The sequence below is a fragment of the Enterococcus sp. S53 genome (assembly GCF_016516865.1).
Classification (GTDB): domain Bacteria; phylum Bacillota; class Bacilli; order Lactobacillales; family Enterococcaceae; genus Enterococcus_D; species Enterococcus_D innesii.
Genome location: NZ_JACVUH010000018.1, coordinates 1 through 23731, shown reverse-complemented (window position 1 = coordinate 23731; position 23731 = coordinate 1). Strand labels below are relative to the sequence as shown.

Annotated in this window: 16 protein-coding genes; 15 read left to right on the top strand and 1 reads right to left on the bottom strand. The window is 41.4% G+C overall.

The window, feature by feature from the left end:
- Positions 1-6 precede the first annotated feature (6 nt).
- From IAE45_RS16225 to IAE45_RS16195, 7 genes are all read left to right on the top strand, one after another.
- Positions 7-825: a PTS mannose/fructose/sorbose/N-acetylgalactosamine transporter subunit IIC gene (locus tag IAE45_RS16225; protein ID WP_200127366.1), complete on the top strand. Its 819-nt coding sequence runs from the start codon at positions 7-9 to the stop codon at positions 823-825.
- 17 nt (positions 826-842) lie between these two features.
- Positions 843-1673, top strand: coding sequence for a PTS system mannose/fructose/sorbose family transporter subunit IID (locus IAE45_RS16220; RefSeq protein ID WP_200143141.1), 831 nt, complete (start codon positions 843-845; stop codon positions 1671-1673).
- 4 nt (positions 1674-1677) lie between these two features.
- Positions 1678-2610: a glycoside hydrolase family 43 protein gene (locus IAE45_RS16215; protein ID WP_200127362.1), complete on the top strand. Its 933-nt coding sequence runs from the start codon at positions 1678-1680 to the stop codon at positions 2608-2610.
- Between the two features lie 124 nt (positions 2611-2734).
- Positions 2735-4336: a glycoside hydrolase family 43 protein gene (locus tag IAE45_RS16210; RefSeq protein ID WP_200127361.1), complete on the top strand. Its 1602-nt coding sequence runs from the start codon at positions 2735-2737 to the stop codon at positions 4334-4336.
- A gap of 477 nt (positions 4337-4813) precedes the next feature.
- A complete protein-coding gene (locus IAE45_RS16205) occupies positions 4814-8362 on the top strand; it encodes a discoidin domain-containing protein (protein WP_200127359.1) in 3549 nt (1182 codons plus the stop codon).
- A 324-nt stretch (positions 8363-8686) separates the two neighbouring features.
- Positions 8687-9301 carry a recombinase family protein gene (locus IAE45_RS16200; RefSeq protein WP_200127357.1) on the top strand — a complete coding sequence of 205 codons (615 nt, stop codon included), beginning with the start codon at positions 8687-8689 and terminating at the stop codon, positions 9299-9301.
- 281 nt (positions 9302-9582) lie between these two features.
- Positions 9583-12609, top strand: a complete 3027-nt coding sequence (locus tag IAE45_RS16195) for a glycosyl hydrolase (RefSeq protein ID WP_200127355.1) — start codon at positions 9583-9585, stop codon at positions 12607-12609.
- A 246-nt stretch (positions 12610-12855) separates the two neighbouring features.
- Here IAE45_RS16195 and IAE45_RS16190 read toward each other — a convergent pair whose 3' ends face one another.
- Complete coding sequence (locus tag IAE45_RS16190; protein ID WP_200127353.1) at positions 12856-13800, bottom strand: acetylxylan esterase; 945 nt, start codon at positions 13798-13800, stop codon at positions 12856-12858.
- Between the two features lie 478 nt (positions 13801-14278).
- Here IAE45_RS16190 and IAE45_RS16185 point away from each other — a divergent pair, with 478 nt between their 5' ends.
- The 8 genes from IAE45_RS16185 (at position 14279) to IAE45_RS16150 (ending at position 23598) form a co-directional block, all read left to right on the top strand.
- Positions 14279-15166 (top strand): carbohydrate ABC transporter permease, encoded by an 888-nt coding sequence (locus IAE45_RS16185; RefSeq protein ID WP_200143140.1) that lies wholly within the window; start codon positions 14279-14281, stop codon positions 15164-15166.
- A 24-nt stretch (positions 15167-15190) separates the two neighbouring features.
- Positions 15191-16069 (top strand): carbohydrate ABC transporter permease, encoded by an 879-nt coding sequence (locus tag IAE45_RS16180; RefSeq protein ID WP_200127348.1) that lies wholly within the window; start codon positions 15191-15193, stop codon positions 16067-16069.
- Positions 16070-16088: 19 nt separating this feature from the next.
- A complete protein-coding gene (locus IAE45_RS16175; protein ID WP_200127346.1) occupies positions 16089-17372 on the top strand; it encodes an ABC transporter substrate-binding protein in 1284 nt (427 codons plus the stop codon).
- A gap of 87 nt (positions 17373-17459) precedes the next feature.
- Positions 17460-18107, top strand: coding sequence for a DUF624 domain-containing protein (locus IAE45_RS16170; RefSeq protein ID WP_200127344.1), 648 nt, complete (start codon positions 17460-17462; stop codon positions 18105-18107).
- Positions 18108-18170: 63 nt separating this feature from the next.
- Entirely contained in the window at positions 18171-20393 is a 2223-nt protein-coding gene (locus IAE45_RS16165; protein ID WP_200127406.1) for an alpha-galactosidase, read from the top strand.
- Positions 20393-21853 carry a glycoside hydrolase family 1 protein gene (locus IAE45_RS16160; protein WP_200127342.1) on the top strand — a complete coding sequence of 487 codons (1461 nt, stop codon included), beginning with the start codon at positions 20393-20395 and terminating at the stop codon, positions 21851-21853. Before IAE45_RS16165 ends, IAE45_RS16160 begins: the two co-directional genes overlap by 1 nt.
- 119 nt (positions 21854-21972) lie before the next feature.
- Positions 21973-22686 (top strand): GntR family transcriptional regulator, encoded by a 714-nt coding sequence (locus IAE45_RS16155; protein WP_200127340.1) that lies wholly within the window; start codon positions 21973-21975, stop codon positions 22684-22686.
- A 33-nt stretch (positions 22687-22719) separates the two neighbouring features.
- Positions 22720-23598, top strand: a complete 879-nt coding sequence (locus IAE45_RS16150) for an ROK family protein (protein ID WP_200127337.1) — start codon at positions 22720-22722, stop codon at positions 23596-23598.
- Positions 23599-23731 lie beyond the last annotated feature (133 nt).

Below are 23731 nucleotides of genomic sequence, written 5' to 3'. Positions count from 1 at the left end.
AAGAGTATGTTAGTTAATGCAATACTTATCGCGGTTGCGACTTATTTTATTAAATTTTTTGCTTTGAGCTTTGCCAATTTTCAAATGCGGCCATTGATCATTGGACCAATCATCGGTTTGATTTTGGGTGATTTCACCCAAGGAATTATCATTGGGGCCTCGTTAGAAGCAGTTTTTCTAGGTGTTTTCGGTGTTGGAGGCAGTCTACCTTCTGATACAGAAATGGGTGCCATCGTAGGAACTTCTTTTGCAATCTTAGCTGGTAATGATGTGGAATCCGCAGTAGCTTTGGCTGTTCCAGTTGGTTTGCTTTCAATTTTTGTCTATAACTTGATCAAGATTGTTTGGCACAATGCTGTCGTAGCGATTGTTGATAAATCTGTAGAAAATCACAATGATAAAGGGTATGAACGAATTCACTTAGCAGCAGTCTTTTTCTTTGGGATACCATATGCCATTATTTCATTTGTTGTAATCATGGTTGGTGTTGATCCAATCAGTACATTAATGAACAACTTGCCAGAGGTTGTAAATAGTTTCTTAGCAATTGCTTCAAAACTGTTACCTGCTATGGGGTTTGGTATGTTGTTAAAATCTTTATGGGACAAAGAACTGATCCCTTACTTTTTTGTTGGGTTTGCTCTAGCAGCCTATTTCCAATTAGACACTATGGGGATTGCTTTAGTAGGTACGGTCTTAGCTTTCCTATACGGCTATAATTATTTACAAAAACAAAATCAAGACAAGAAAATTACTGAAGCAGCTAAACTAAGTAGAACAAGCGCTACATCCGGTGATGATGTTGTTGATGATTTCTTTGATTAAGAAGGGGGAAGAAAAACATGGGATTTATGTCTAATTTAAAAATTGATGCAGAAGATAAAAAGCTGCTGAAAAAAGTTTACTGGCGTTCATTGACGCAATCTGCTGAAATGAATTTTATTAAAATGCAAGGAGTAGGGTACGGGTTTGCCTCAATTCCAATGCTTAAAAAGTTTTATAAAAATGATGAAGATGAATATTATAAAGCACTCAGTCGTAGTTCTTCTTATTTTAACTGTTATCCAGGGTTTATTCCTTTTATCTTAGGCGTGACCTTATCGATGGAGAAAGAAAATTCTATTGAGCCAATACCGAATATGGACGAAACCGTTAACGGGATCAAAGTGGGATTGATGGGGCCTTTAGCAGGTCTTGGAGATTCATTCTTCATGGGTACATTGCGAGTTATTGTTACTGGGATTGCTTTATCATTGGCAAGCCAAGGAAATGTTTTAGGTCCGCTCCTATTTTTCCTATTGTTCCATATTCCATTCTTTGCCGTTCGTTATTACGGAACTTTTGTTGGTTATTCATTAGGAGCGAACTATATTAAAACAGCTACTGAAAGTGGCTTGATAAAAGCTGTGACAAAAGGTGCAACACTGCTTGGTTTAATTATGGTTGGTGCAATGACTTTCTTGAACGTTCCATTTGTTTTAAATTTTAAAGCGGACATTTCTGGACAAGAATTTGTTCTGCAAGATATTCTTGATAAAGTGATGAAAGGGATCTTACCTTTATCATTGGTACTAGTTTCTACACAGTTGTTGCGGAAAGGGAAATCACCGAATTATATCATGATATTGATTCTTATTCTTTCAGCAATCTTAGCTGTTTTGGGAGTTATGTAAAATAATGCCAAATAGAAATGGTGAACAGTGGCTTGACACAGATGGCAACCCCGTTCAGGCCCACGGTGGGATGATCTTAAAACATGAAGATACGTTTTATTGGTATGGGGAGAACAAATCCGGACCGAATGTAGTTTCTTCCATTGGCGGAAGGAAAGTGGATTTTATTGGAATCTCTTGTTATACCTCCACTAATTTGAAGGACTGGCACTATGAAGGCTTAGTTTTAACAGCTTCTGAGGAGCCACAAGATAAGCTATATAAAGACAAGATCATCGAACGACCCAAGGTGATTTTCTCGAAAACGACGCAAGAATTTGTTTTGTGGTTCCACTACGATCACGATGATTATTTATATGCTGCTTGTGGTGTGGCTACTGCGAAAAGCCCAACCGGTCCTTTTATCTTACAAGATATCTTTAAACCAAATCGCAAAGATTGTCGTGATATGACTATTTTTGAAGATGGGGAAAAAGCGTATTTGATTCATAGTAGTGATTTCAATAAAACCATGTATATTTCTGAATTGACAGAAGACCGTAAAGCGCTCACGGGTCTTTATACAAAAATATTGATTGATCAAGAACGTGAAGCACCAGCCGTCTTTAAACGCAATGGTCTGTATTTTATGCTCACCTCTGGAACGACAGGGTGGGATCCCAACGCAGCACTATATTCCAGATCACCATTTTTGTTCTCTCCACATAAACTGATCGATAACCCCTGTGAGGGACCAAATTACCGTCAAACTTTTTTTGGACAAACCAATTATGCCTTTGAAGTAGAGGGGGAAGTCTACTTGATGCTGGATCATTGGAAACCAGAAAATCTGCAAGCTTCTGGCTACAGCATACTGCCAATCGAAGTATTTGGAGAGAAGAAACGAGATTTACGAGTGGTGTGGACGGAAAAACCTTTTGGTGGAAAATATCAATAAAATATAAGCTGTGACGTTCGTTTTTCAGCAAACTGAATATCCAACGATAATGAAGTGCTGTTGTTCGGAGATTTTTGTTTAGCGGATCCTTCTGTCACAGCTTTTTTTTAAAGGATGGAAGAACATGAGAAAAATTGAAAATCCAATTCTACGGGGATTCAATCCTGATGCAACAGTTACGAAAGTGGGGCAGGATTATTATCTCGCAACATCAACATTTGAATGGATGCCGGGAGTAGAGATTTATCACTCGCGCGATTTGATCAATTGGGAAGCAATCGCCTGCCCATTACAAGAGTATCAGCATGCCAATTTGATTGGAAATTACAATTCTGGCAGCATCTGGGCACCGCATTTAAGTTATTCTGACGGCAAATTTTGGTTGTTGATCACGGATGTAAAAACAGGAACGGAGTTTAAAGATACATTAAACTATGTACTGTTTGCTGATGATGTGACGGGTCCATGGAGTGATCCGGTGTTTGTCACAGCTTCTGGTTTTGATCCGGCCTTTTTTCACGATGACGATGGTAAGCATTATATTATGAGTATGTTATTTGATCACCGTTTAGACAGACAGCGATTTGATGGATTGGTGATTCAGGAGTACGATGTGGAACAAATGAAATTAGTGGGAACTCGAAAACACTTTTTCCATGGCACAGATCTGGGTGTCTGTGAAGGACCACAAATCTTAAAAAAAGATGGCTATTACTATTTATTATGTGCTGCCGGTGGGACAGGTTACTCCCATGCAGCAACGGTTTGCCGTTCAACAAATGTATTGGGGCCCTATGAACTTTCTCCGTATCACCCATTGCTTACTACCAAACCAGATCCAACCAATCCGTTGCAAAAAAGCGGTCATGCTTCTTTTGTAGAGGTTTCTAAAGAAGAGTGGTATATTCTGCATATTTGTTCTAGACCCTTGACAGAGCGAGGAAATTGTACGCTAGGACGAGAAACCGCGCTACAAAAAATCGAATGGATCGATGGTTGGCCACGGCTAAGTAACGGCACGATTTTCCCGGATTTAGAAGTGGAAGCACCTAGTATTGCTAAAAATACTACTCAAAAAAGAGATTTTTCTACGTTTACTGATTTTGAGGAACTGGAATTACCAGCTTATTTTAAAAGTTTGCGACAACCTTTAAAAAAACACCCTAAGCTTTCTTTAAGTGAACGTCCCGGATGGTTACGTTTGTACGGGGAACAAAGCCCTAGCAGTTTGCATAAGCAGACATTGGTTGCTCGACGTTGGCAGCATTTTTCTTTTCGGGCTGAAACCGTGATGGCTTTTGAACCGAAAAATTTTCAACAAATCGCTGGTCTGATCTTGTTCTATGACACAGATAATTGGCATTATCTTCATGTATCGTATGATGAAAGTACAGCTGAGAAATATATTCAACTTGAGATCAATGACGTGAATCATATGTCCTATGCTTCTGAGCGAATCATGATTGAAGCAAATCAACCGATCACCTTAGCAGTGGAAGTGGCGAGAGATAAGGCTCAATTCTTTTTTGCAGTGGGGGATCAAGAACTTCAAGCCATTGGTGACAAAACACCTGCTGATCATTTAAGTGATGATTACATCAAAGCAAATGGAAAACTTGCATTTACCGGAGCCATGGTTGGGCTATGTGCACAAGATATGGATGACCACAGTTCTTTTGCCGATTTTGATTTCTTTCACTATCAGGAACAGCATCACGACGCATGACCCATTCGTGAATGAAAGTCAGGTTACTTTTTTACGAGAAAAAGAATCATTGCCAAACACATTAAACGATTGTGTATTGTATTTTTAGGGTTTGCGGTTTGTAAGAAAGAATTGTTGTTTATAGCTTAGAATGACGTTAGATCGTTAGATAAGATACAAAGAATAAAATGATGCACTAAACTTCTAATCACGTAAAAACTTGGCTAGAAGAAAGGTCCATTCAAGAAGAATTACTTTTGGTACTCTATAGATCTGTCCGTTTCACTAAATTATAAGGAAAAACAATTGATTCCATAAATTGGTGTGACTCAGATCTATTTTTTACAAATACCATGAATCATTACTGAAATACTTCAAATAAAATAGGCAAGGAGCCAGGAAAGGAGACCTTAACCGCTTAATTTCAAAAATATTTTTCACAGGAAAGCGAATACGTATAAATGAAAGCGCTAATATAAAAGGCTTAGGAGGAAGAAAATGAGAAACGGTATCCACTTTTTTATAGCAGTTTTGGCAATGACTGTAATGACTTTACTTGCCCCATCAAATGCTTATGCGAGTGAAACGGAGGAAATCGAAGATAAAGTAAATTTAAAAATTACAGAAGAAAATGGATTTATTCATCCAGGAATAAGTGTCGACCCAGAACAATTGGAGATTACCAGGCAGCAATTAATTGAAGGAAATGAAACGTATCTAGGATACTACAAAGCAATGAAAGAAACCGCTGCTGCCGAAAAGCAATTTAAATCCAGCAATTTAGTTGAGGGAACTTTACACGATCCTGCTGTTACAAGTTATGACAATGCCTCACAAACAGTAAGATTGAGTCAAGATAGTTTCAAAGCGTATACACAATCGATTCTCTATTATTTAACTGGAGATAGCACGTATCGATATAATGCTATCCGATTAATTAGAATCTGGAGTAATCTAGATGCTGAAAAATTCAACTATTTCCCAGATGCTCATATACACGTAGCTGTTCCAGTGTACTACCTAGTCAGTGCTGCTGAAATGATTAAGTATACGGAACCCTTAGATCAAACATTTAGCAATGAAGATGTAAAGGATTATGATTTGAATTGGACAAAAGAGGATAATCAACGTTTGATTGAAAACTTTATTGATCCCGCTCAAAAAACATTCTATAACAGAAATGATTACTATATGAATCAACACTTGTATGCTACAACAGGTGTGATTCTAACAGCAATCTTTAAAAATGATCAAGCAATGTATGAGGAAGCTGTTGAATGGTTCACGGTGAATAAAGATACGGATAGACCTGAACGAAATGGTTCCCTGATTCATCAATATTCCTTGATTGAAGCTAATAAACAGGGGAATCCAATTGGTCAAGATTATATCCAACATCTTGAAATGGGACGTGATAATGCACATTCTTCAGGGGATGTTTTGAATATGATAGGGTTAGCCAGAATACTTACTCAGCAAAAAACGCGAATTGATCCTACTGAGGGGACAGTTTCTACTAATGAGGATGCTACAACAATATATGAATTTTTAAATAATCGGTTATTAGAAGGAACAGAGCAGTGGGCGAAGTACATGGTTGGACAAACAATTCCATGGACGAAGACTGGCAATGGGATGGATTTTGGTGGGGAAATATCTCCGGCTTATCGTGGTAGGACCGGATTATACTATAGTAGTACCGAACTCTATGATATGTATCGGTACAAAATAGGTATGAGCGATTCTGAAATTGAAGAAAAAGCTCCTATGATCGCGCATATGGCAAAAAATCAAGCAGCACCAGTCTTTTATTCATTTGATAAGAAAAATAATTTTTGGGGATCACATTCTGATAATAAAATGACCGAAATTGGCGCGGAATACTGGCTATCGATGCCCCTAGATCGAGCAAATGAACCGGAGCTATCTGTGCCAGCAACTCAAGGTAATCCCGAAGTGAATGTAACAGTAAGAGGAACCCTGTTAGATGAAACTCACACAAAACTTAATACTGAGAATGGAAAACAGTTTTTTACAACTAAAGCTGTACCAACTATACAAGATTTAAAGGAAACTGCTTATGATAAAAGCTACCCTAAAGATACATCGACTATTAGGGGTGGCAATCACTTTTCTGTTGCTAGTTTAGGAAAGACGGCTAATATGGCAATTCGCTATCGATCGAATGGAGAGTCTCGTTTAAATTTATCCAGTTCCAATGACTATAGTGACCCTTACCAAGTGATCGTATTACCAAATACAGAAGGGGAATGGAAAACAGTTGTATATTCGACAGAAGAGGGGATAGACACTAAAGCTCAAAATCTGCCTAATATCGATTTTTACGCTGTTTTATCTGATCAAGAAGTCACAGTGGATTTTGAATGGGTCAATTATGTAAACACAGCTAATGATGGGATAAAAGGAACCATACCTAAATTTGCAAAAGATACTTCTAAAGCTAGACATATCATTAAAGGACAAATAGCTTCGTTTAATATAGATATCGTTGATGGTGAGGGAGCAAATATCTTTTTAGGGGATAATTCAGAGGGGATTCAACTAGAGGATGCTAAAATGACGATAGACAGCAATAATATGGCTCTAGGAAAGAGAAATATAGTTATAGGCATGGAAAATGATCAATTCATTCGCGGGGAAACCATTCACTTAAACGTTTACCCAGACCGACAAACTGCTTTTGATGAGGCGATGAAAGAATTTGATTCAAATCAGATTTATACTAGCAGCTCAAAAACTACTTTTTTAGAAACCATGGAGGAAGTTGAAAAGGCAATAGATGAAAAATATTCAGATGAAGAATTTATGGAAGCTTACGAGGCATTTACGCAGGCTCAAGCAGATTTAGAATTGTTGAATCCATTAGTTGAAGATGGCTCGTTTGATTATGCAGCCTATTCTTCGATTTTACCAAATAATTCCAATCTGCACGTTTTACTAGATAATGATGATGCAACATTCAGTGGAGATTTAAAAAATCCATATTATTTAGACTTTGGCTCAGAGTATCGAATGACGGTCAACTCTTTTCAAATGCAAACGAGACGAGGATTTCCTAACCGCTATCAAGGGTTTAATATTTATGGGTCAGAAGATAATAAAACATGGACGTTACTAACTGAAAATTCGACGACTTTTACCGAAGAAATGGAAACACTCCATGTAAAAGAAGAATATAAAAATACATTCTATCGATATTTTATGTTACGCGTAGATAATCCTGGCACTCCAACAGATCCAGCCTATCCCAATATTAGTTCATTTTCCGAGTTGCGGATTTTCGGGGAAAGGCATGAAGTCAATCATAAGATTACCAGAGTTGAAATGAAAAATTCAGGAATTAAAAATATGATTTTACCTGGGGAGGAAGTCAAGCTAGAAATAGAGGCAATAGAAAATATAAGCAATCTAGAAGTGGAAATTGATCAAGTCAAAGCTGAGGTAAAAGAGAATGGAGACTTAAATTGGATTGCATCAATTACTTATCCAGAAGGCAAAGATTTTGGTTCAGATATCTCAGTAAAAGTTGATTACTTAGATGCCGATGGAAACCCAGGGGCAACATTATTTGAAACGACCGATAAAAAAGAATTTTATAAATCTAGTAATGCTCGGCTTATCAAAGATGCACTCGCACGTGTTTACAAGACAAGTAGTGGAAGTCCAAAGGATGTATCTGCATGGTTTGATGGCGATAGTAGTACCATGTCAGAATTTAGAAAAGAGCAGAATGGCGAAACATATGTACAATTCGATTTTTCGGATAAACCGATAGTCATTGATAGAATTGAATTTTTAGCTCGACAGGATGAATATTCAAAGAGAGCAGAGGCTTTTCAATTTCAAGTTTCACAAGACGGGGTTCTTTGGGAAGATGCAGCTCCACGAGGAAAGAATACAAAAGACTGGCAGAGTTTTATTCCAGATAGCAATCATAGAGGAATAGCATATAAGTATGTTCGAATATATATGTGGGCAAATTTTCTAGGTATTTCAGAGATGAGAATACTAGGAGAACAACAATAATCTATAACAAGTTGAGTGATTTTTTGATTAGTAGTGTTTGTAAAAAAATCTGTGGAAGCTAAATCTCTAAGAGCATTAACAACTTTTGAATTCGAATTAAATTATATTAAAAGGTCAGAAACTAAATGTTTTGACCTTTTTTAATTACTCGTTTCATGGTTCCTTCAGCATTAGGGCAGAAAGATGATTCTAGAGGCCACCAGAGTATACCCTATTGGTCGTTTTGAATATTTGTGATATACTTGGATTTCTAAGAGGTCAACAGAGTTGGGCAACAGAAATAAAAAAATGATCCGGATTTGAGAATTTTAATGGAGTTTTATTATGGCGAAAATTGGGTATGCTCGAGTAAGCAGCATAGATCAAAATTTAGATCGACAGTTAGAGTTGTTATCAGAGTGTGATAAAATTTTTAGTGATAAAGCAAGGGGGAAAGATACCAATCGTGAAGGATTTCAAGAAATGATGCGATTCATACGTGAAGGTGATATAGTCGTTGTGACAGAATTAAAACGTCTTGGGCGAAATAATAAAGAGCTAACAGAAACGATGAATTTAATTCAGCTGAAGAAAGCTACACTGGAAGTTTTGAATTTGCCAGCGCTAACAGGTATCACTGATGATAATTTGCGTCGATTACTTAATAACTTAATTATCGAACTGTACAAGTACCAGGCTGAAGAAGAACGTCGGTATATTCGTGAAACGCAACAACAAGGAATTGCACTTGCTAAAGCAAAAGGTAAATACAAAGGCGGGAAACCCAAATATAGAGATAATGACCCTCGTCTTCACCTGGCGTTCAAGTTGTTCCTAGAAGGAGCAACAGACAAAGATGTAGAAGCGCAAACAGGCATAAATAGGAGAACTTTCAGGAGATATAGAATGAAATTTGGTATCACTAATGAATTAAGATCAAAGAAGAAAGAAATGGTATAAAAATAAAGCTGCAAAGAATGGATGCTATATCTATTCTTTGCAGCTTTATTATTTACTTATCACGATTTCCATAATGCGTACGATTTGAATTGCTAGTTGTCCGATAACCCGGAATAATAAGAAAGTAACCGAGAAGTTCTAATACTGTCAAATAACGAACAAACACACTTTAAAACAACCGTGTTCTTCTTGAATAAACTAGTTCGCTCGAAAATTAAAAAGTATATACTATTGAATTTTTCGAGAGGTGTGTTAAGATTTGACCAAAAGGAGGTAGTTTCATGAAAAAGATATTTGTTAAGAGTGTAAGTTTGCTACTTTTAGGAGTTTCTTTAAGTGTAGGTTATTTGGATCCAGTGGTTCCGATGGTTGCAGCGGAAGAGAGTGCTTCTCAAGAACGGATTTGGGATTTTTCTGACGGGACACAGGGATGGTTTTTTGATAGTAGCTGGGCAGGTGACGGCTATCACGGCATAAGTGGATACAGTCATGACGTAGGAAAGAACATGCTGAAAGTAGATATAGACTTTTCTCAGGATAGTACTAACGGCTGGTCCCAGCCTGGGATTAGCTTTTCTGAAGAAGCTGGTATCGACTTTTCGGCATTCACCACACTAACTTTTGATTTATACTATGATTCGGAAGCTTTCACAACAGGTCAAATAACGATTAAGGCTAATTCCGACAATGTCTTTCAAGATCAAATGGCAGGATTCCACAATTTAGTGACGGAAGATGCAGGCGGAACTCTGAAGAAAGCAGCCATACAATTTCAGCTTGATTCGAGCTATGCAAAAACAGAAACCCCCGAAAAACTGATGCTTTTGATTGTGGGAAATAGCACGGATTATAAGGGTAGCTTATGGTTTGATAATATCCGCCTCTCTGCTCCTGCAATCGAGGATAATTATGTAGACGCGACGGTAACACCAGAAACTCGAACTCAACTTTCGGGACAAAATAAAGCGCTTACCGTAAATGGGCAATCCATTCCTTACTCTACGGAAATACAACTTGCAGATCCAAGAGCAGATGATTCTGCCAAGGTAGTTTACCAATATCTGAAAGCAGTAGGGGAATCAGATGCGGTTATCTATGGGCATATGGAAGATACCGTATTAAAAGCTGGAAGTTCCGAGCTGACTTACTCAGACACCGAAGATCTGACTGGCTCGATTTCCGGGCTTAACGGACTAGACTGCGGAAATCTGTTTGCAGGATTTGCAGCAAAATATAACACCCGTCACCCAGAAGTCGAACAGATTCCGGAGAATACAGAAGGAAATATCAGAGCAGCAGCTTTATTTACAAATGAAGCATCTGAAAAAGGTGCTTTGATGACCCTTTCTGCACATATGCCGAATTTTGCTTTCGCTGCTACAAAGGATGCTTCAGCGACAAAAACATACGATCGATATGACTATACCGTGGCAGACTCTTACAATTTAAAAGGTAACGTCATGAATCAGATTCTTCCGGGCGGACAATATCATGAGCAGTTTAATGCGTATCTGGATATGATTGCTGAGTACGCAAAACAAGTGGATGGCTCATTGCTATTCCGCCCTTTCCATGAGAATACCGGAAGCTGGTTCTGGTGGGGAAAAGCATTTTGTGATCCCGAAACCTATAAAAGCGTATTTAAGTATACTGTAGAGTACCTGCGCGATACAAAGGAAGTACACAATATTCTTTACCTATACGGTCCAGGATCCGAGGCTTCCTCACTTGAAGAGTACGACGAGAGATATCCAGGCGATGAATTTGTGGATTTAATTGGATTTGATACCTATGATTCCAATCCAGTGCCGGACGATGAAGGATACATGTTCCAGAAAAATTTTGAAAATTCAGTAAAACTTACAGATGCATTTGCGAAACAGCATGGCAAACTTTTTGCAGTAACTGAAATAGGGATTGCCGGTATGACCGACACCGGGAATAGACGACCGGAATGGTTTATGGAAATTCTTGATATCCTTTCAAAAGATATTTATGATTGTAGCTTTTTCATGACTTGGACAAACTATTCTGATAGCAGTTTTTATACACCCTATGTCGCATCAGTCGATCAGGAAGGTCTATTGCATGGCCATGAATTGATGGATCCGTTTATTGAATTTTATAATAACGAAAAGAGTATCTTTGCCAACGACCAAAAATCAGTTTTGTCTGTACAACCTGAAGTTCCATCCAACATAGCATGGACTCAGACAAGCGGCTACCTTACCATTCCGATTGCAGGAAGCCGTATTTTGGAAGAAATAAATTTGAATGCACGATTGAATAAAGAAGGAATATCGGCTTCTATACGTGTTTCCAATGGTATTCTAGAAATACCGCTTGATACGCACGTAGACGGCAAAACCGTGGGAGCTATTTTGACTGATGATATCCTAGCACGACTTGGTGCAGCCCCTAATGGAAAAATCCTTCTGTACGCTGACGATACGAAGCTGCAAGAAATCCCAGTTCTGTTCAATATTCCTGAGCAAGAAAAGGATTCACTGTTGGTAGATAATTTTGAATCCTATTACGGAGAATCCTCTATGCTGAACAGCAGTTGGGCTGTAAATAAAGATAGCGGGAGCAATCTGGTTATTTCTTTATCTGAAGATAACGTTTTTGAGGGTGATTTCTCACTTCAGTTTTCTTATGATGAGACGAACACGGGCTGGGCGGGTGCCACAATCGCCAAAGAATCTGACTGGTCAGCATGCAACGCACTGCAGTTTTGGGTTGTTCCCGACGGGAAAAATCAAAAAACTGTCATTCAGATCAATACTGAAGATGGCGGCTCTTACGAGGCATATCTGAACACATACGAAGAATATGCAACTACAACTGAGCCGATGCTTGTCACCCTTCCGTTTTTGGAATTTGTGGATAAAAGAAACCAAACTCGTCTCACAAGCGAAGTAGCAGGCGGCGTGACAAACTTTGGTCTTTGGATGAACGCAATAAGTGATTCTTCCGCAATTGCAGATGGCAGAGTCAGCGGAACGATCTATTATGACGAAATCATCGCTGTTGCCTCCGACAAGACTGAGGCATCATTTGAAACAGTCGAAGAAATATCCATTGATGAGATGACTGTTGAAACTCTTAAGAAAGCTATTGCTGATACAGATGCATTTGTAAAAAAAGAGTACACAAAAAAAAGTTGGAGTACTTTCAAGGCTGCTCGAAAATATGCAGAAAAGGTTATAAAAAATAAATCAGCGGATAAGTATGAACTCTGGCAAGCTTGGATATCTTTGCAAAATGCAACAGAAGATCTGACGAAAGCAAACTCATCATCCTTTTAAAGGGCTCTGACTGTTTTTCCGATTGTACTTTTATTTAGTTGCCTGAAGGGCCTGAAAAAAGGTTCCAATCACCAAATTTTGGTGATTGGAACCTTTTTTTCTGAGAACCAAGAAGTAGTTCCTCTGCTTACAAGATTACCAAGGCAGCGTACTTGACCATATTCTCTGTCATAAAAGCAAATTTCGAATCATTTTGTATCTGATCTTTTCCTTTGATTATTGGTGTGCTTCTTCAGATTTAATCTCTTACTCCACAAAATACCCCCGCAACTCATCACTGACTTTCGGCAGGTACTCATGTCCGTATTCCGGCAGTTCAACTAGTTGTTTTCTTGCAGTGATTTTGTTGTAGGTAGCCATCTGCGTGATCGGTGGAACGACAGCATCCTGCAACCCGACAACCCAGCAGACTTCCGCTTGGATGCGCGGCGCGAAATGCTGGATATCGATGTATTCCAGCGTATCGAAGACTTCCTTTTCACGCTTGTGCAGTGGATCGCGGAATTGGAACCAGTACGGAATTTCTTCGAAGGCGGAAGTCTGGGCGCCGAGCGCATAGGCTTTGCGGTAATCGGAAAGGAACGGGTAGGTGACGTACACGCGATACAGGTCAGGCACGAGTCCTGCACAGGCAATCGTCAGACCGCCCCCTTGTGAAGCACCTTGCGCATAGATCCTGGTTTCATCCACAAAATCAAGCGATTTGAGAATGTGAGCAGCATGAGCGGTATCCAGAAAAACCTGACGATAATAGAGGTTTTCTTTGCCTTCCTCCAAGCCGCGGATGATCAGCCCCTTCATGACGCCTCCTTTTGTTTTTGTGCAGTCCTCGGAAAGACCACCTTGGCCCCTGGCATCCATTGCCAACACGACAAAACCTTCCGCCACCCAACCGACTTTGTCCTGGAAATCTCCAGAGTCGCCATGGTACCCGTGGAATTGCAGCATGCCCTTTAATTTTTTGCCTGCTGTGAATTTCGGTGTCACAAGCTGGCAGTGCACTTGAGCGCCACCGACACCGATGAACGTCAGATGATAGAAGGTTGCGACTTGTGACGGGATAGCTTCTATCTCCAAGTTGTACGCAAGCGGCAGACTCTCCAATTCACGCAAACCATCTTCCCAAAAAGCGTCGAAATCCTGCGGCCGTATCCCGCTTCCTGAATAGCTTTTCCAATCAGAGTGTTTCATTCATACTTCTCCTTGTTTTATATTTTTTGCAACCTCTTAGTGCATGTACAGAAATCTTGAACACATCAGTACTTTACAAAGTGCAGCGGATAGGGAATAATGGTACCGCATACATATAAATATATACATTGAAAAAAGCATGTCAATACATTATCGAAAAAAGATATAACTATATGTTTGCTTTTAAAAGTATATATGTTAAAATATGCTTGTGGTTGAGATCAAATGAAAAACAGGCTGCGGCGACGGCTTACTGTGCATGAGCGGAATGAAGATTTAAGGAGAGGAGCGGAAATAAGATTCGACCATCAGTATCGAATGCAATGAGTGATAAATACATGCTTTCTTGAAAAAAGCACAATTTGGCAATCAAACAAATTGTAAAGGGTATCATTTATAGGATGTTATGCATGCATTCGTAAAAGCCGCAGTATTTACGATGGATGGCATTCGTCAGCGAGTGAGAAAGGAGTACAGAATGTTAAGCAAAAATAGAACGAAATTATTTTACATGTTTACTTTCCCATGGATTGCAGGCTTCATCCTGCTGACAGCGGGGCCCATGCTTTATTCGCTTTATCTTTCCTTTACCGACTCTACCGGTTTTGGAGCTCCACAATGGATCGGCTTGGAGAATTATCAAAATATGTTCACGGAGGATCCTCTGTTTTGGAAATCTATGGGGAACACCTTGTTCTACACGCTGCTGAGCGTACCGTTGAGTCTGGTAACCGGTTATTTGTTGGCAGTGTTATTGAACGCGAAGGTGAAGATGATCGGTATTTTCCGGACGATTTTTTATCTGCCTTCGATTGTGCCGACAGTTGCTACATCTCTGCTTTGGACGCTTATCTTCCAACCTAACTTCGGAATTGCAAACGCTGTCTTGGATTTCTTTGGTCTGCCTACTTCGATGTGGTTGTTGAGCGAGCAGATGGTCAAGCCTACTTTGGTGATCATGAGTCTATGGGGAATCGGCGGGGGGATGGTCATTTACTTAGCCAGCCTACAAGAAGTGCCTGTTACGCTTTATGAAGCGGCCGAATTGGATGGCGCGAGTACTTGGAACAAATTCTGGAACATTACGGTTCCAATCACTTCACCGGTGATATTCTTCCAACTGATCATGGGCTTGATCGGATCGCTCCAAGTATTTACCCAAGCTTACGTTGTCAGCAGCGGTACGGGAGGACCCAATTACCAGTCGATGTTCTACGTGTTTTATTTGTATCAACAGGGATTCCGTTTCTTCAATCAAGGTTACGGATCTGCATTAGCATGGGTCCTGTTCGTCATAGTCCTTGTACTGACGGTCTTCATTTTCAAATTTGTCGGTAAGCAAGTTTATTACGAAGCAGGGGACTAATAATAAAAGAAAGGAGAATTTGAAATGGAGACACCGCAAGAAGCATTAAAGACAAACAAGAAATTGAGAAGCAAGAAACAAGCTAATAAATTAAACAGACTGCTGATATACTCACTCTTGATCTCACTTTCATTATTGTTTATACTCCCGTTCCTTTGGATGATTTTCACAGCATTCAAACCGGAAAATGAAGCGATGGCGTTTCCGCCAAGCTTGCTTCCTAAAATTTGGGATTGGGATAATTATAAGGAAGTATTCGAAATCGTTCCATTCGCAACGTTTTATAAAAACTCCTTGTTGGTTGCGGGGCTAGGAACATTCGGTACGGTGGTTTCCAGTTCACTGGTAGCCTACGGATTTGCCCGCATAAAGGCTAAAGGGAAAGGGATTTGGTTCGCTTTACTGTTATCCACGTTGATGTTACCGCCTCAAGTAACAATGATTCCGGTGTACGTGATTTGGTCAAAGTTGGGCTTTGTGGATACGTTAGTGCCGCTGGTATTGCCGGCTTTTCTGGGTAATTCTTATTATATTTTCTTGTTGCGGCAGTTTTTCCGTACAATCCCAAAAGAGGTCGAAGAGTCGGCTTATCTGGATGGGGCCAATACGTTTCAGATTTATTGGAAGCTGATCCTTCCAATGTCACGTGCTTCCATCATAACGGTCACTTTATTGAGCTTCATGGGATTTTGGAATGATTTCATGACACCACTGATTTATCTGCAAAGCATGGAAAAATACACGTTGGCGATTGGGGTCATGCAATTCCAAGGGGCGCTGACGGTATACTGGGGACCGATGATGGCTGCAAGTACGTTGATGTTGGTACCGTTGATCATTATTTTCTTTACTGGACAAAAATATTTTGTACAAGGTATTGCGACGCAAGGAAATAAAGGATAATTATAGGAGGGAAATAAAGATGAAATTTGGGAAAAAAGCATTATATTCGATGGCAGTTATTGGTGCGACGTTATTGGCTGCGTGCGGTAGCGGAGCTGCAACGGATTCTTCTGGTCAAAATGCCAATGGTGAAGATACGATTACGTTAAAAATCATGACATGGAACAACAACCCGGAAGGAACAAAGAAAGAACAAGAAATTCTTGATGCCTTCACAAAAGAACATCCGAATGTAAAAATCGAACAAATATCCGCCACATACGCTGAGTACAATGAACGAGTATTGACAATGGCTGCGGGCGGAAATCTCCCGGACTTGCTGTGGGTTCAGCCCTCTGGATTCGGCGGTTTCGTTGAAAATGGTTTATTAACGGACTTGACCGATAAAGTTGCTGCGTTGGATACGGAAGAATTTCAGCCGGGTGTATTGGAATTGGGACAGGTTGATGGCGCACAATATGCAATGACGCGCGATCGCTCTACTGTCCAAATCGGTTACAACAAAGATATGTTTGATGAAGCAGGAATTCCTTATCCGGAAGATGATTGGACAATGGATGAGTTCCTTGAGATTTCAAAAAAACTGACGGTCAAAGAGGGTGAACGGACTGTACAATTCGGCATAGAGAACTTCTATCTGAAAGAGTTGTTGACTGCATACGGCACAAGCATGCTCGATCCAGTGACTGCTGCTGTAAAATTGGACGATCCACAAACCATTGAAGCAATCGCCTTCAGCCAATCGTTAGCCAATGAGTATAATGTACAGCCTACTGGAGCACAACAAGAAGGGCTTTCGAACTTGTTCCTTTCTGGAGTTGCCGCGATGCGGATGACGGGGCCATGGGATTGGATTGAGTATGAAAAAAATGCTGACTTTGAATTCGATGTTGTACCATTGCCTGTAGGAAGCGATAAAGGAACGCAATCTTCTGCAGCTTATCTGCCGATCAGTATCAATGCTGATACGGAATATCCGGAGGAAGCTTGGGAATTGCTTGAATTCTTGACTTACGGCGGTGGACAAGACATCCAAGCAGAAATCGCATCAGCTGTGCCGGTTGTAAACAGAGCTGCCGATGACGTATTGTCTCTTGCTGGTGCACCTGACAATGCGCAATCACTTGTGAACCAACTGAGTGACGGAAGCATTATTTTGAACACACCTTACCATCCGGCTGTATCGGAAGTTGAGTCAAAAATAACTGCTCTGATCGAAACATTGAATTTGAACAATACGCCTGTGGAACAGCCACTGAAAAAACTTGCTGAAGATTTGCGCAAGGAATACAAATTGGATTAAGCGCGGATTTATCCGGATTGTTTGGGAGACTGGAAGCGCCGATGTGCTTTCAGTCTTTTTATATCATTTCTGAAAGGAGGAATCATCATGCAACAAAATGCGAATAAAATGGATGCTTTCGTGCATAGGATTTACTTGTTGACCGATTTCCTTTATGAATTGATCAAAAATAGCTTCTTTTTCTGGCTATATTTGATCAAAGGAGCTGGTATTTTTACACTGTATGCAGCTATTGATGCTTTACTTGCAGTAAGTTCCGATGTTTTGGTAAATGAACGAAAACACACTTTTGAGAATTATAAGCGTAATTACAAGAATAATGATCGACGAAGATTTCTTTCTGTTTTTCTCTTTTTTCTTATGTTGTATCTGTTCATCATTCCCTTTCTGCCGGCGCCAAAATTGATTGAAGAAACACTGTGGCAAGGAATCACCCATCTAGTCTTATTTATGGAGGGAGGGACATTCCTGATGTTGTTTACCCGGGAATCTTTTAAAAGAGCGTTCAGCAATTTGGAATGGTCGATACCTTTACAGGTCTACATGCTGGTAAAAGGCATGAGCTGGACAATCCTGTTGTTAATGGAAATTCTTTTGGTTCTCTGGTTCAGTCTGCAGAACGGTATATTCCTCTTCGGTTTTGCACCAGGCATATTGGGGATATCCAGCGTTTGGACTGTTTCGAAAATCAAGATCCGTATGGCTAAAAATTTGCAAAAAGTATCCGGACATTAAGAAGTCACCAGAAAATTATAATAGAGGTGCCCTGTGAATAAATATGTTTATGTTAATAAAGAAATGAATGAATTTCATCTTACGAACGGTAAAATCAGCTATATTTTCCGAGTGATGGAACAAACGAATGTAATGGAGCAATTGTATGCCGGAAAGGCCATCCGACATCGGGAAGCATTCGGTTATCTGATTGAACGCGAAATACGTCCCTCAAATAATCAAGTTACTGGGGACCATACGACTTCTCTTGAACATATCAAACAAGAAATGCCGGTGTTTGGGACGACCGATTTCCGCTATCCTGCCTTGGAAGTACGTTATCCGGAAGGGGATCGCATCAGTCAGTTCGAATACCAATCTTTCCGGATCGAGGAGGGAAAACGCAAGTTGTCGGGAATGCCGACTACTTTTGCCGAATCGGCAGAAGCCACGACACTGGAGATCATTTTAAAGGACCGCTATTCGGAATTGTATTTGACACTTGCTTATACGATATTCCATGAACATGCAGCCATGACACGGCATGCTGTCATTGAAAACCGCGGGGAAGAAACTTATGCTCTGGAACGTCTGATGAGCCTGAACCTTGATCTGCCGACGGATGGATATGACTTCATTCACTTGCACGGTGCTTGGGCCAGAGAAGCGCAAATCGAAAGAAAACCGCTCTTGACCGGCGTGCAGCAGGTGTCGAGTACACGTGGAGCCAGCAGTCATGTGCACAATCCATTTTTCGCTTTGGCTAAGGAAACCACTACCGAGAAGCAGGGCGAGGCATTTGGTTTCAGCCTACTCTACAGCGGCAATTTTCTTGCACAAGTAGAAGTGGATGCTTATCACGTCACACGTGCGATGCTGGGAATCAATCCGCATCAATTCGAGTGGGAACTGACCCCAGGGACGATCTTTACAGCGCCGGAAGCGGTGATGGTCTACAGTGAGGACGGACTGAATGGGATGAGTCGCACATTCCACAATCTGTACCGGGAACATCTGATAAGCCCTAAATGGTCCGGAAGTAAACGGCCAATCCTGATCAATAATTGGGAAGCTACTTACTTTGAATTCGATGAAGAAAAGATTCTGGAACTGGCTGCCGATGCGAAAAATTTAGGAATCGAATTGTTTGTATTGGATGACGGATGGTTCGGTAAGCGGGACAACGATGCCAGTTCCTTGGGGGACTGGACGGTTGATAAGGCCAAGTTACCGAATGGTGTGGCTGGATTGGCTGAAAAGATACGCGAAATGGGACTGCAATTTGGGCTCTGGTTCGAACCGGAAATGGTTTCGGAGAGGACTCCGATTGACGAAGCGCATCCGGATTGGAAGATAGGCCATCCAAATAAGAATATTTCCCATGGGCGTAACCAGTATGTTCTTGATTTTTCGCGTCAGGAAGTTGTAGAAAATATTTTTACCCAAATGGATGCAATCCTTTCATGCGGGCTGATAGATTATGTTAAGTGGGACATGAACCGCTATATTTCCGAAGCTTTTTCGCAAGCCCTTCCGGCAAGTAAACAAGGGGAAGTGTTGCACCGCTATATTCTAGGCGTCTATGACCTTTATGAAAAACTTCTTGCCAGTTATCCTGATTTGCTGATTGAGTCTTGCGCGGGTGGAGGCGGTCGTTTTGATCCAGGATTGTTGTACTATGCTCCTCAAACCTGGGCGAGCGACGACACGGATGCAGTGGAGCGCCTGAAAATTCAATATGGAACTTCCCTTGTGTATCCGTTGGCTTCGATTGGCAGCCATGTTTCGGAAGTGCCCAACCATCAAGTGGGACGTGTCACTTCATTGAAGATGCGCGGAGATGTAGCTACTTTTGGTACATTTGGTTGTGAACTGGACAGCACGAAACTATCAGAAGCAGATAAAGCAACCATCCGGGAGCAAATTGTTCAGGTGAAGGCATGGCAGACACTGATTCACAAAGGGGATTTCTATCGCCTGATGAGTCCGTTTGATGGCAACACCACAGCTTGGATGGTTGTTTCGAAAGATAAGTCCGAAGCGTTGGTAGGTGTGTACCACGTATTGGCGAAACCAAATCCTGCATATGAACGCGTTCTGTTGGAGGGACTTGATGCCCATGCACTTTATCGGATAGAGGGAGAGGAAGCACACCGCTACGGAGATGATCTGATGCAAATTGGACTTCTCTCAGGTGGGAACTATATCGGACGTGCTCAGGATTACTGGAGCCGGGAAATGTCAGGAGATTTTTCAAGTCGCCTGTATCATTTGCAAACAATAAACAACAGTGAGGATGAAAAGTAATGAAAATAGATTTTCCAGAGCAATTCTGGTGGGGTGCAGCGACATCAGGTCCGCAGAGCGAGGGTCGTTTCAACAAGAAACACGCCAATGTGTTTGATCATTGGTTTGAGATAGAACCGGATGCCTTCTACGATCAGGTCGGACCGGATGTGGCTTCCAACTTCTATAACAGCTACAAGGAAGATATTGCCTTGATGAAAGAAATCGGATTGAATTCGTTTCGAACTTCGATTCAATGGACGCGTCTGATCGATGATTTCGAGGAAGCGACTGTCAATGAAGATGCCGTTCGTTTCTACAATGCGGTCATTGATGAATGTTTACTCCAAGGCATCCGGCCTGTCATCAATCTTTTCCATTTTGATATGCCAATAGCGTTGCAGGAAAAATATGGCGGTTGGGAATCGAAACACGTAGTTGATCTTTACGTGAAGTTCGCATCCAAATGTTTCGAACTTTTCGGTGATCGGGTGACCGAATGGTTCACTTTCAATGAGCCACTTGTCATTGTTGACGGCGCGTACTTGTATCAGTTCCATTATCCAAAACTTGTGGACGGCAGAAAGGCCGTTCAAGTGGCGTACAATATCGCTTTGGCTTCCGCAAAAGCAGTCAAAGCATACAGAAAGATAAATACACATGTTGACGGAAAAATCGGCATCATTTTGAATCTGACACCTTCTTATCCGGCTTCGGATGATCCAGCGGACTTGTCTGCTGCAAGGTTTGCTGATCTATGGATGAACGAAATGTTTTTAGATGCAGCTGTCAAGGGACAGTTCCCTAAGGAGTTGACTGATACGTTCCAGAAGGATGGTGTCTTGTGGGATGCGTCCGAGGCTGAACTTTGTCAGATTGCGGAGAACACGATTGATTTGCTCGGTGTGAATTTTTATCATCCGAATCGGGTCCAACGTCCGGATGTTTCAGCTGACAGTTTGGCGGTCGACTGGCTGCCAACCAAGTATTTCGATGGTTTCGCAATGCCGGGGCGCCGCATGAATGTGGACAAGGGATGGGAGATATATCCGCAAGCTTTGTATGATATCGCTTTAAATATCCGTGATAATTACGGGAATATCCCTTGGTTCGTGTCGGAAAACGGGATGGGCGTTTCCAAGGAAGAACGATATTTGAACGAGGACGGCATTATCGAGGATGACTACCGGATCCAATTTATCCAAGAGCATCTATACTGGTTGGCGAAGGGAATGGCAGAAGGCTCCAATTGTTTTGGTTTCCATTTATGGACTCCAATCGACTGTTGGTCTTGGATGAATGCTTACCGTAACCGCTATGGTTTCATCTCTACCAATATCCATACTCAAGTGAAGACAATCAAAAAGTCCGGCCGTTGGTTCCGTAAGGTAGTCGAGGAGAATCAGCTGGAAGTTCCGGATACAATCGTTGCTAAATGGGCGAAACAGGTGAGTGAAGAACCAATGGAAATCGTTTTATGAGATTCAAGTCATTGCCAGTGGGGCATATTTTCGATATACTAAAAATATAGACTTTTTGTTGAGGCAGCTGCTTTTTTTGGCATTTCTCACGAAAGCTGTCAACGAGAGGGGTAAAAAGTATGCAAAAATATGTCATCATTTCAAATGATATCAGAAATAAAATATTGAATGGGGAGTATGTTGCAAACCAACAGATCCCTTTTGAAAAGGATTTGTGTGTCCATTATAATGCAAGTAAAATGACGGTAAAAAAAGCCTTGGATATGTTGGTGTCGGAAGGTTTGATCATCAAAAGGCGCGGTTCCGGTACATTCGTCAAGGATCTGAGTGCGGATGCCATCAACCGCATCAGTTTGGCGAACCAATTCCGCGGAACGACTGCTCTGTACCCAGATAAAAAGGTTTATAGCAAAGTGTTGAATTTCTCCATCCAGAAGGTTCCGGAACTGGCTGCCAATAAGCTGAATATCGCGTCCGACAGTTTCGTTTATGACATCCACCGGGTTCGTTATGTGGATGCTAAGCCGACTGTGATGGAGAAGATATATATGCCGATTGACCTCATTCCGAATTTAAAGGAGAAAAATATCAAGGGATCCATTTATGGCTATATCAAAGAAGAGATTCATCTGAACATTCAAAGCGCTCATCGGACGGTTTCTGTCCGCAAAGCGACAGATTTTGAAGCTGAGGAACTGGGTATGGAAAAAGGTGATCCGGTAGCGGTGGCGGAGCAAGTAGGTTATCTGGATACCGGTAGCGCATTTGAATTCTCCACATCTATTCATCGCTATGATAACTTTTCCGCGGAGTTTGTTCTTACAAGTAATTGAACAAAAAGCAAGCTGAGTGAACGGAGTGTGTATATGAGTATAGTTGTATTTGATATCGGCGGTTCCGCCGTGAAGTTCGGATTATGGAAAGAGGCTGCCTTGTCAGGAAAAGGCTCTTTTGAGACGCCGAAAAGCTGGGATGCAATGAAAAATGAGATGAAGTCCGTATTTGATGGCTTTGCGAAAACCGATTCAGTTGAGGGTGTCGCTATCAGTTCACCGGGTGCTGTCGGCAGCGTTGCGGGAATCATCGGCGGTATCAGCGCGGTTCCGTACATCCATCGTTTCCCGATCAAAGCAGAATGGGAAAATTTATTCGGAGTCCCGGTCTCCGTGGAGAACGACGCGAACTGCGCGGCTTTGGCCGAAGTATGGTTGGGCGCGGCGAAGGATGTGCAACATGCGTTGTTCATCGTCATCGGATCCGGCATCGGCGGTGCGGTGATCGTGAATCGCCAATTGTTCAAGGGGAAAAATCTTTTCGGGGGCGAGTTCGGCTACATGCTGCTGGACGGGGAGAACACGCTGAGCAGATTGGGCAGCCCTGTCCAAGTCGCCGAACGCTACGGAAAGGCGATGAAAATGCCCGATGGAGTGGTCGACGGGAAGTATCTGTTCGAGAAAGCGCAAGAAAGCGAACCGATGGCAGTAGAGTTTGTGGAGGGCATGATCGATGCCTTGGCTCGTGGTATTTATAACCTCTCAGTCAGCTTCAATCCGGACCGTGTCATCATCGGTGGCGGCGTTTCCGTCCGCGAGGATCTGATCGCGCGCATCGGGGAACGGACAGCCTATCATCTGAATGCGCATGGCGCAGAAGCTGTCGATCCGGACATCCAAGTCTGCGCTTTCCGGAATGATGCGAACCTGATTGGTGCTGTTGCGCACTTTCGGGAGACGATAGGTTTGTAGGGTTCTGTTGCAAAGTTTTAAATCTACTATCAAATAAGGTAGAATAATAGAAAAAGATAGCAGGAGGAATGACGATGAATCCTTTTAAAGGAAAGCAATTTCAGCAGGATGTGATTATTGTAGCCGTGGGCTA

What these genes read in the sequence shown, in the direction of transcription:
- IAE45_RS16225 (WP_200127366.1), top strand. Translation starts at nt 7, where the DNA reads ATGTTAGTTAATGCAATACTTATCGCGGTTGCGACTTATTTTATTAAA.
- IAE45_RS16220 (WP_200143141.1), top strand. Translation starts at nt 843, where the DNA reads ATGGGATTTATGTCTAATTTAAAAATTGATGCAGAAGATAAAAAGCTG.
- IAE45_RS16215 (WP_200127362.1), top strand. Translation starts at nt 1,678, where the DNA reads ATGCCAAATAGAAATGGTGAACAGTGGCTTGACACAGATGGCAACCCC.
- IAE45_RS16210 (WP_200127361.1), top strand. Translation starts at nt 2,735, where the DNA reads ATGAGAAAAATTGAAAATCCAATTCTACGGGGATTCAATCCTGATGCA.
- IAE45_RS16205 (WP_200127359.1), top strand. Translation starts at nt 4,814, where the DNA reads ATGAGAAACGGTATCCACTTTTTTATAGCAGTTTTGGCAATGACTGTA.
- IAE45_RS16200 (WP_200127357.1), top strand. Translation starts at nt 8,687, where the DNA reads ATGGCGAAAATTGGGTATGCTCGAGTAAGCAGCATAGATCAAAATTTA.
- IAE45_RS16195 (WP_200127355.1), top strand. Translation starts at nt 9,583, where the DNA reads ATGAAAAAGATATTTGTTAAGAGTGTAAGTTTGCTACTTTTAGGAGTT.
- IAE45_RS16190 (WP_200127353.1), bottom strand. Translation starts at nt 13,800, where the DNA reads ATGAAACACTCTGATTGGAAAAGCTATTCAGGAAGCGGGATACGGCCG.
- IAE45_RS16185 (WP_200143140.1), top strand. Translation starts at nt 14,279, where the DNA reads ATGTTAAGCAAAAATAGAACGAAATTATTTTACATGTTTACTTTCCCA.
- IAE45_RS16180 (WP_200127348.1), top strand. Translation starts at nt 15,191, where the DNA reads ATGGAGACACCGCAAGAAGCATTAAAGACAAACAAGAAATTGAGAAGC.
- IAE45_RS16175 (WP_200127346.1), top strand. Translation starts at nt 16,089, where the DNA reads ATGAAATTTGGGAAAAAAGCATTATATTCGATGGCAGTTATTGGTGCG.
- IAE45_RS16170 (WP_200127344.1), top strand. Translation starts at nt 17,460, where the DNA reads ATGCAACAAAATGCGAATAAAATGGATGCTTTCGTGCATAGGATTTAC.
- IAE45_RS16165 (WP_200127406.1), top strand. Translation starts at nt 18,171, where the DNA reads ATGAATGAATTTCATCTTACGAACGGTAAAATCAGCTATATTTTCCGA.
- IAE45_RS16160 (WP_200127342.1), top strand. Translation starts at nt 20,393, where the DNA reads ATGAAAATAGATTTTCCAGAGCAATTCTGGTGGGGTGCAGCGACATCA.
- IAE45_RS16155 (WP_200127340.1), top strand. Translation starts at nt 21,973, where the DNA reads ATGCAAAAATATGTCATCATTTCAAATGATATCAGAAATAAAATATTG.
- IAE45_RS16150 (WP_200127337.1), top strand. Translation starts at nt 22,720, where the DNA reads ATGAGTATAGTTGTATTTGATATCGGCGGTTCCGCCGTGAAGTTCGGA.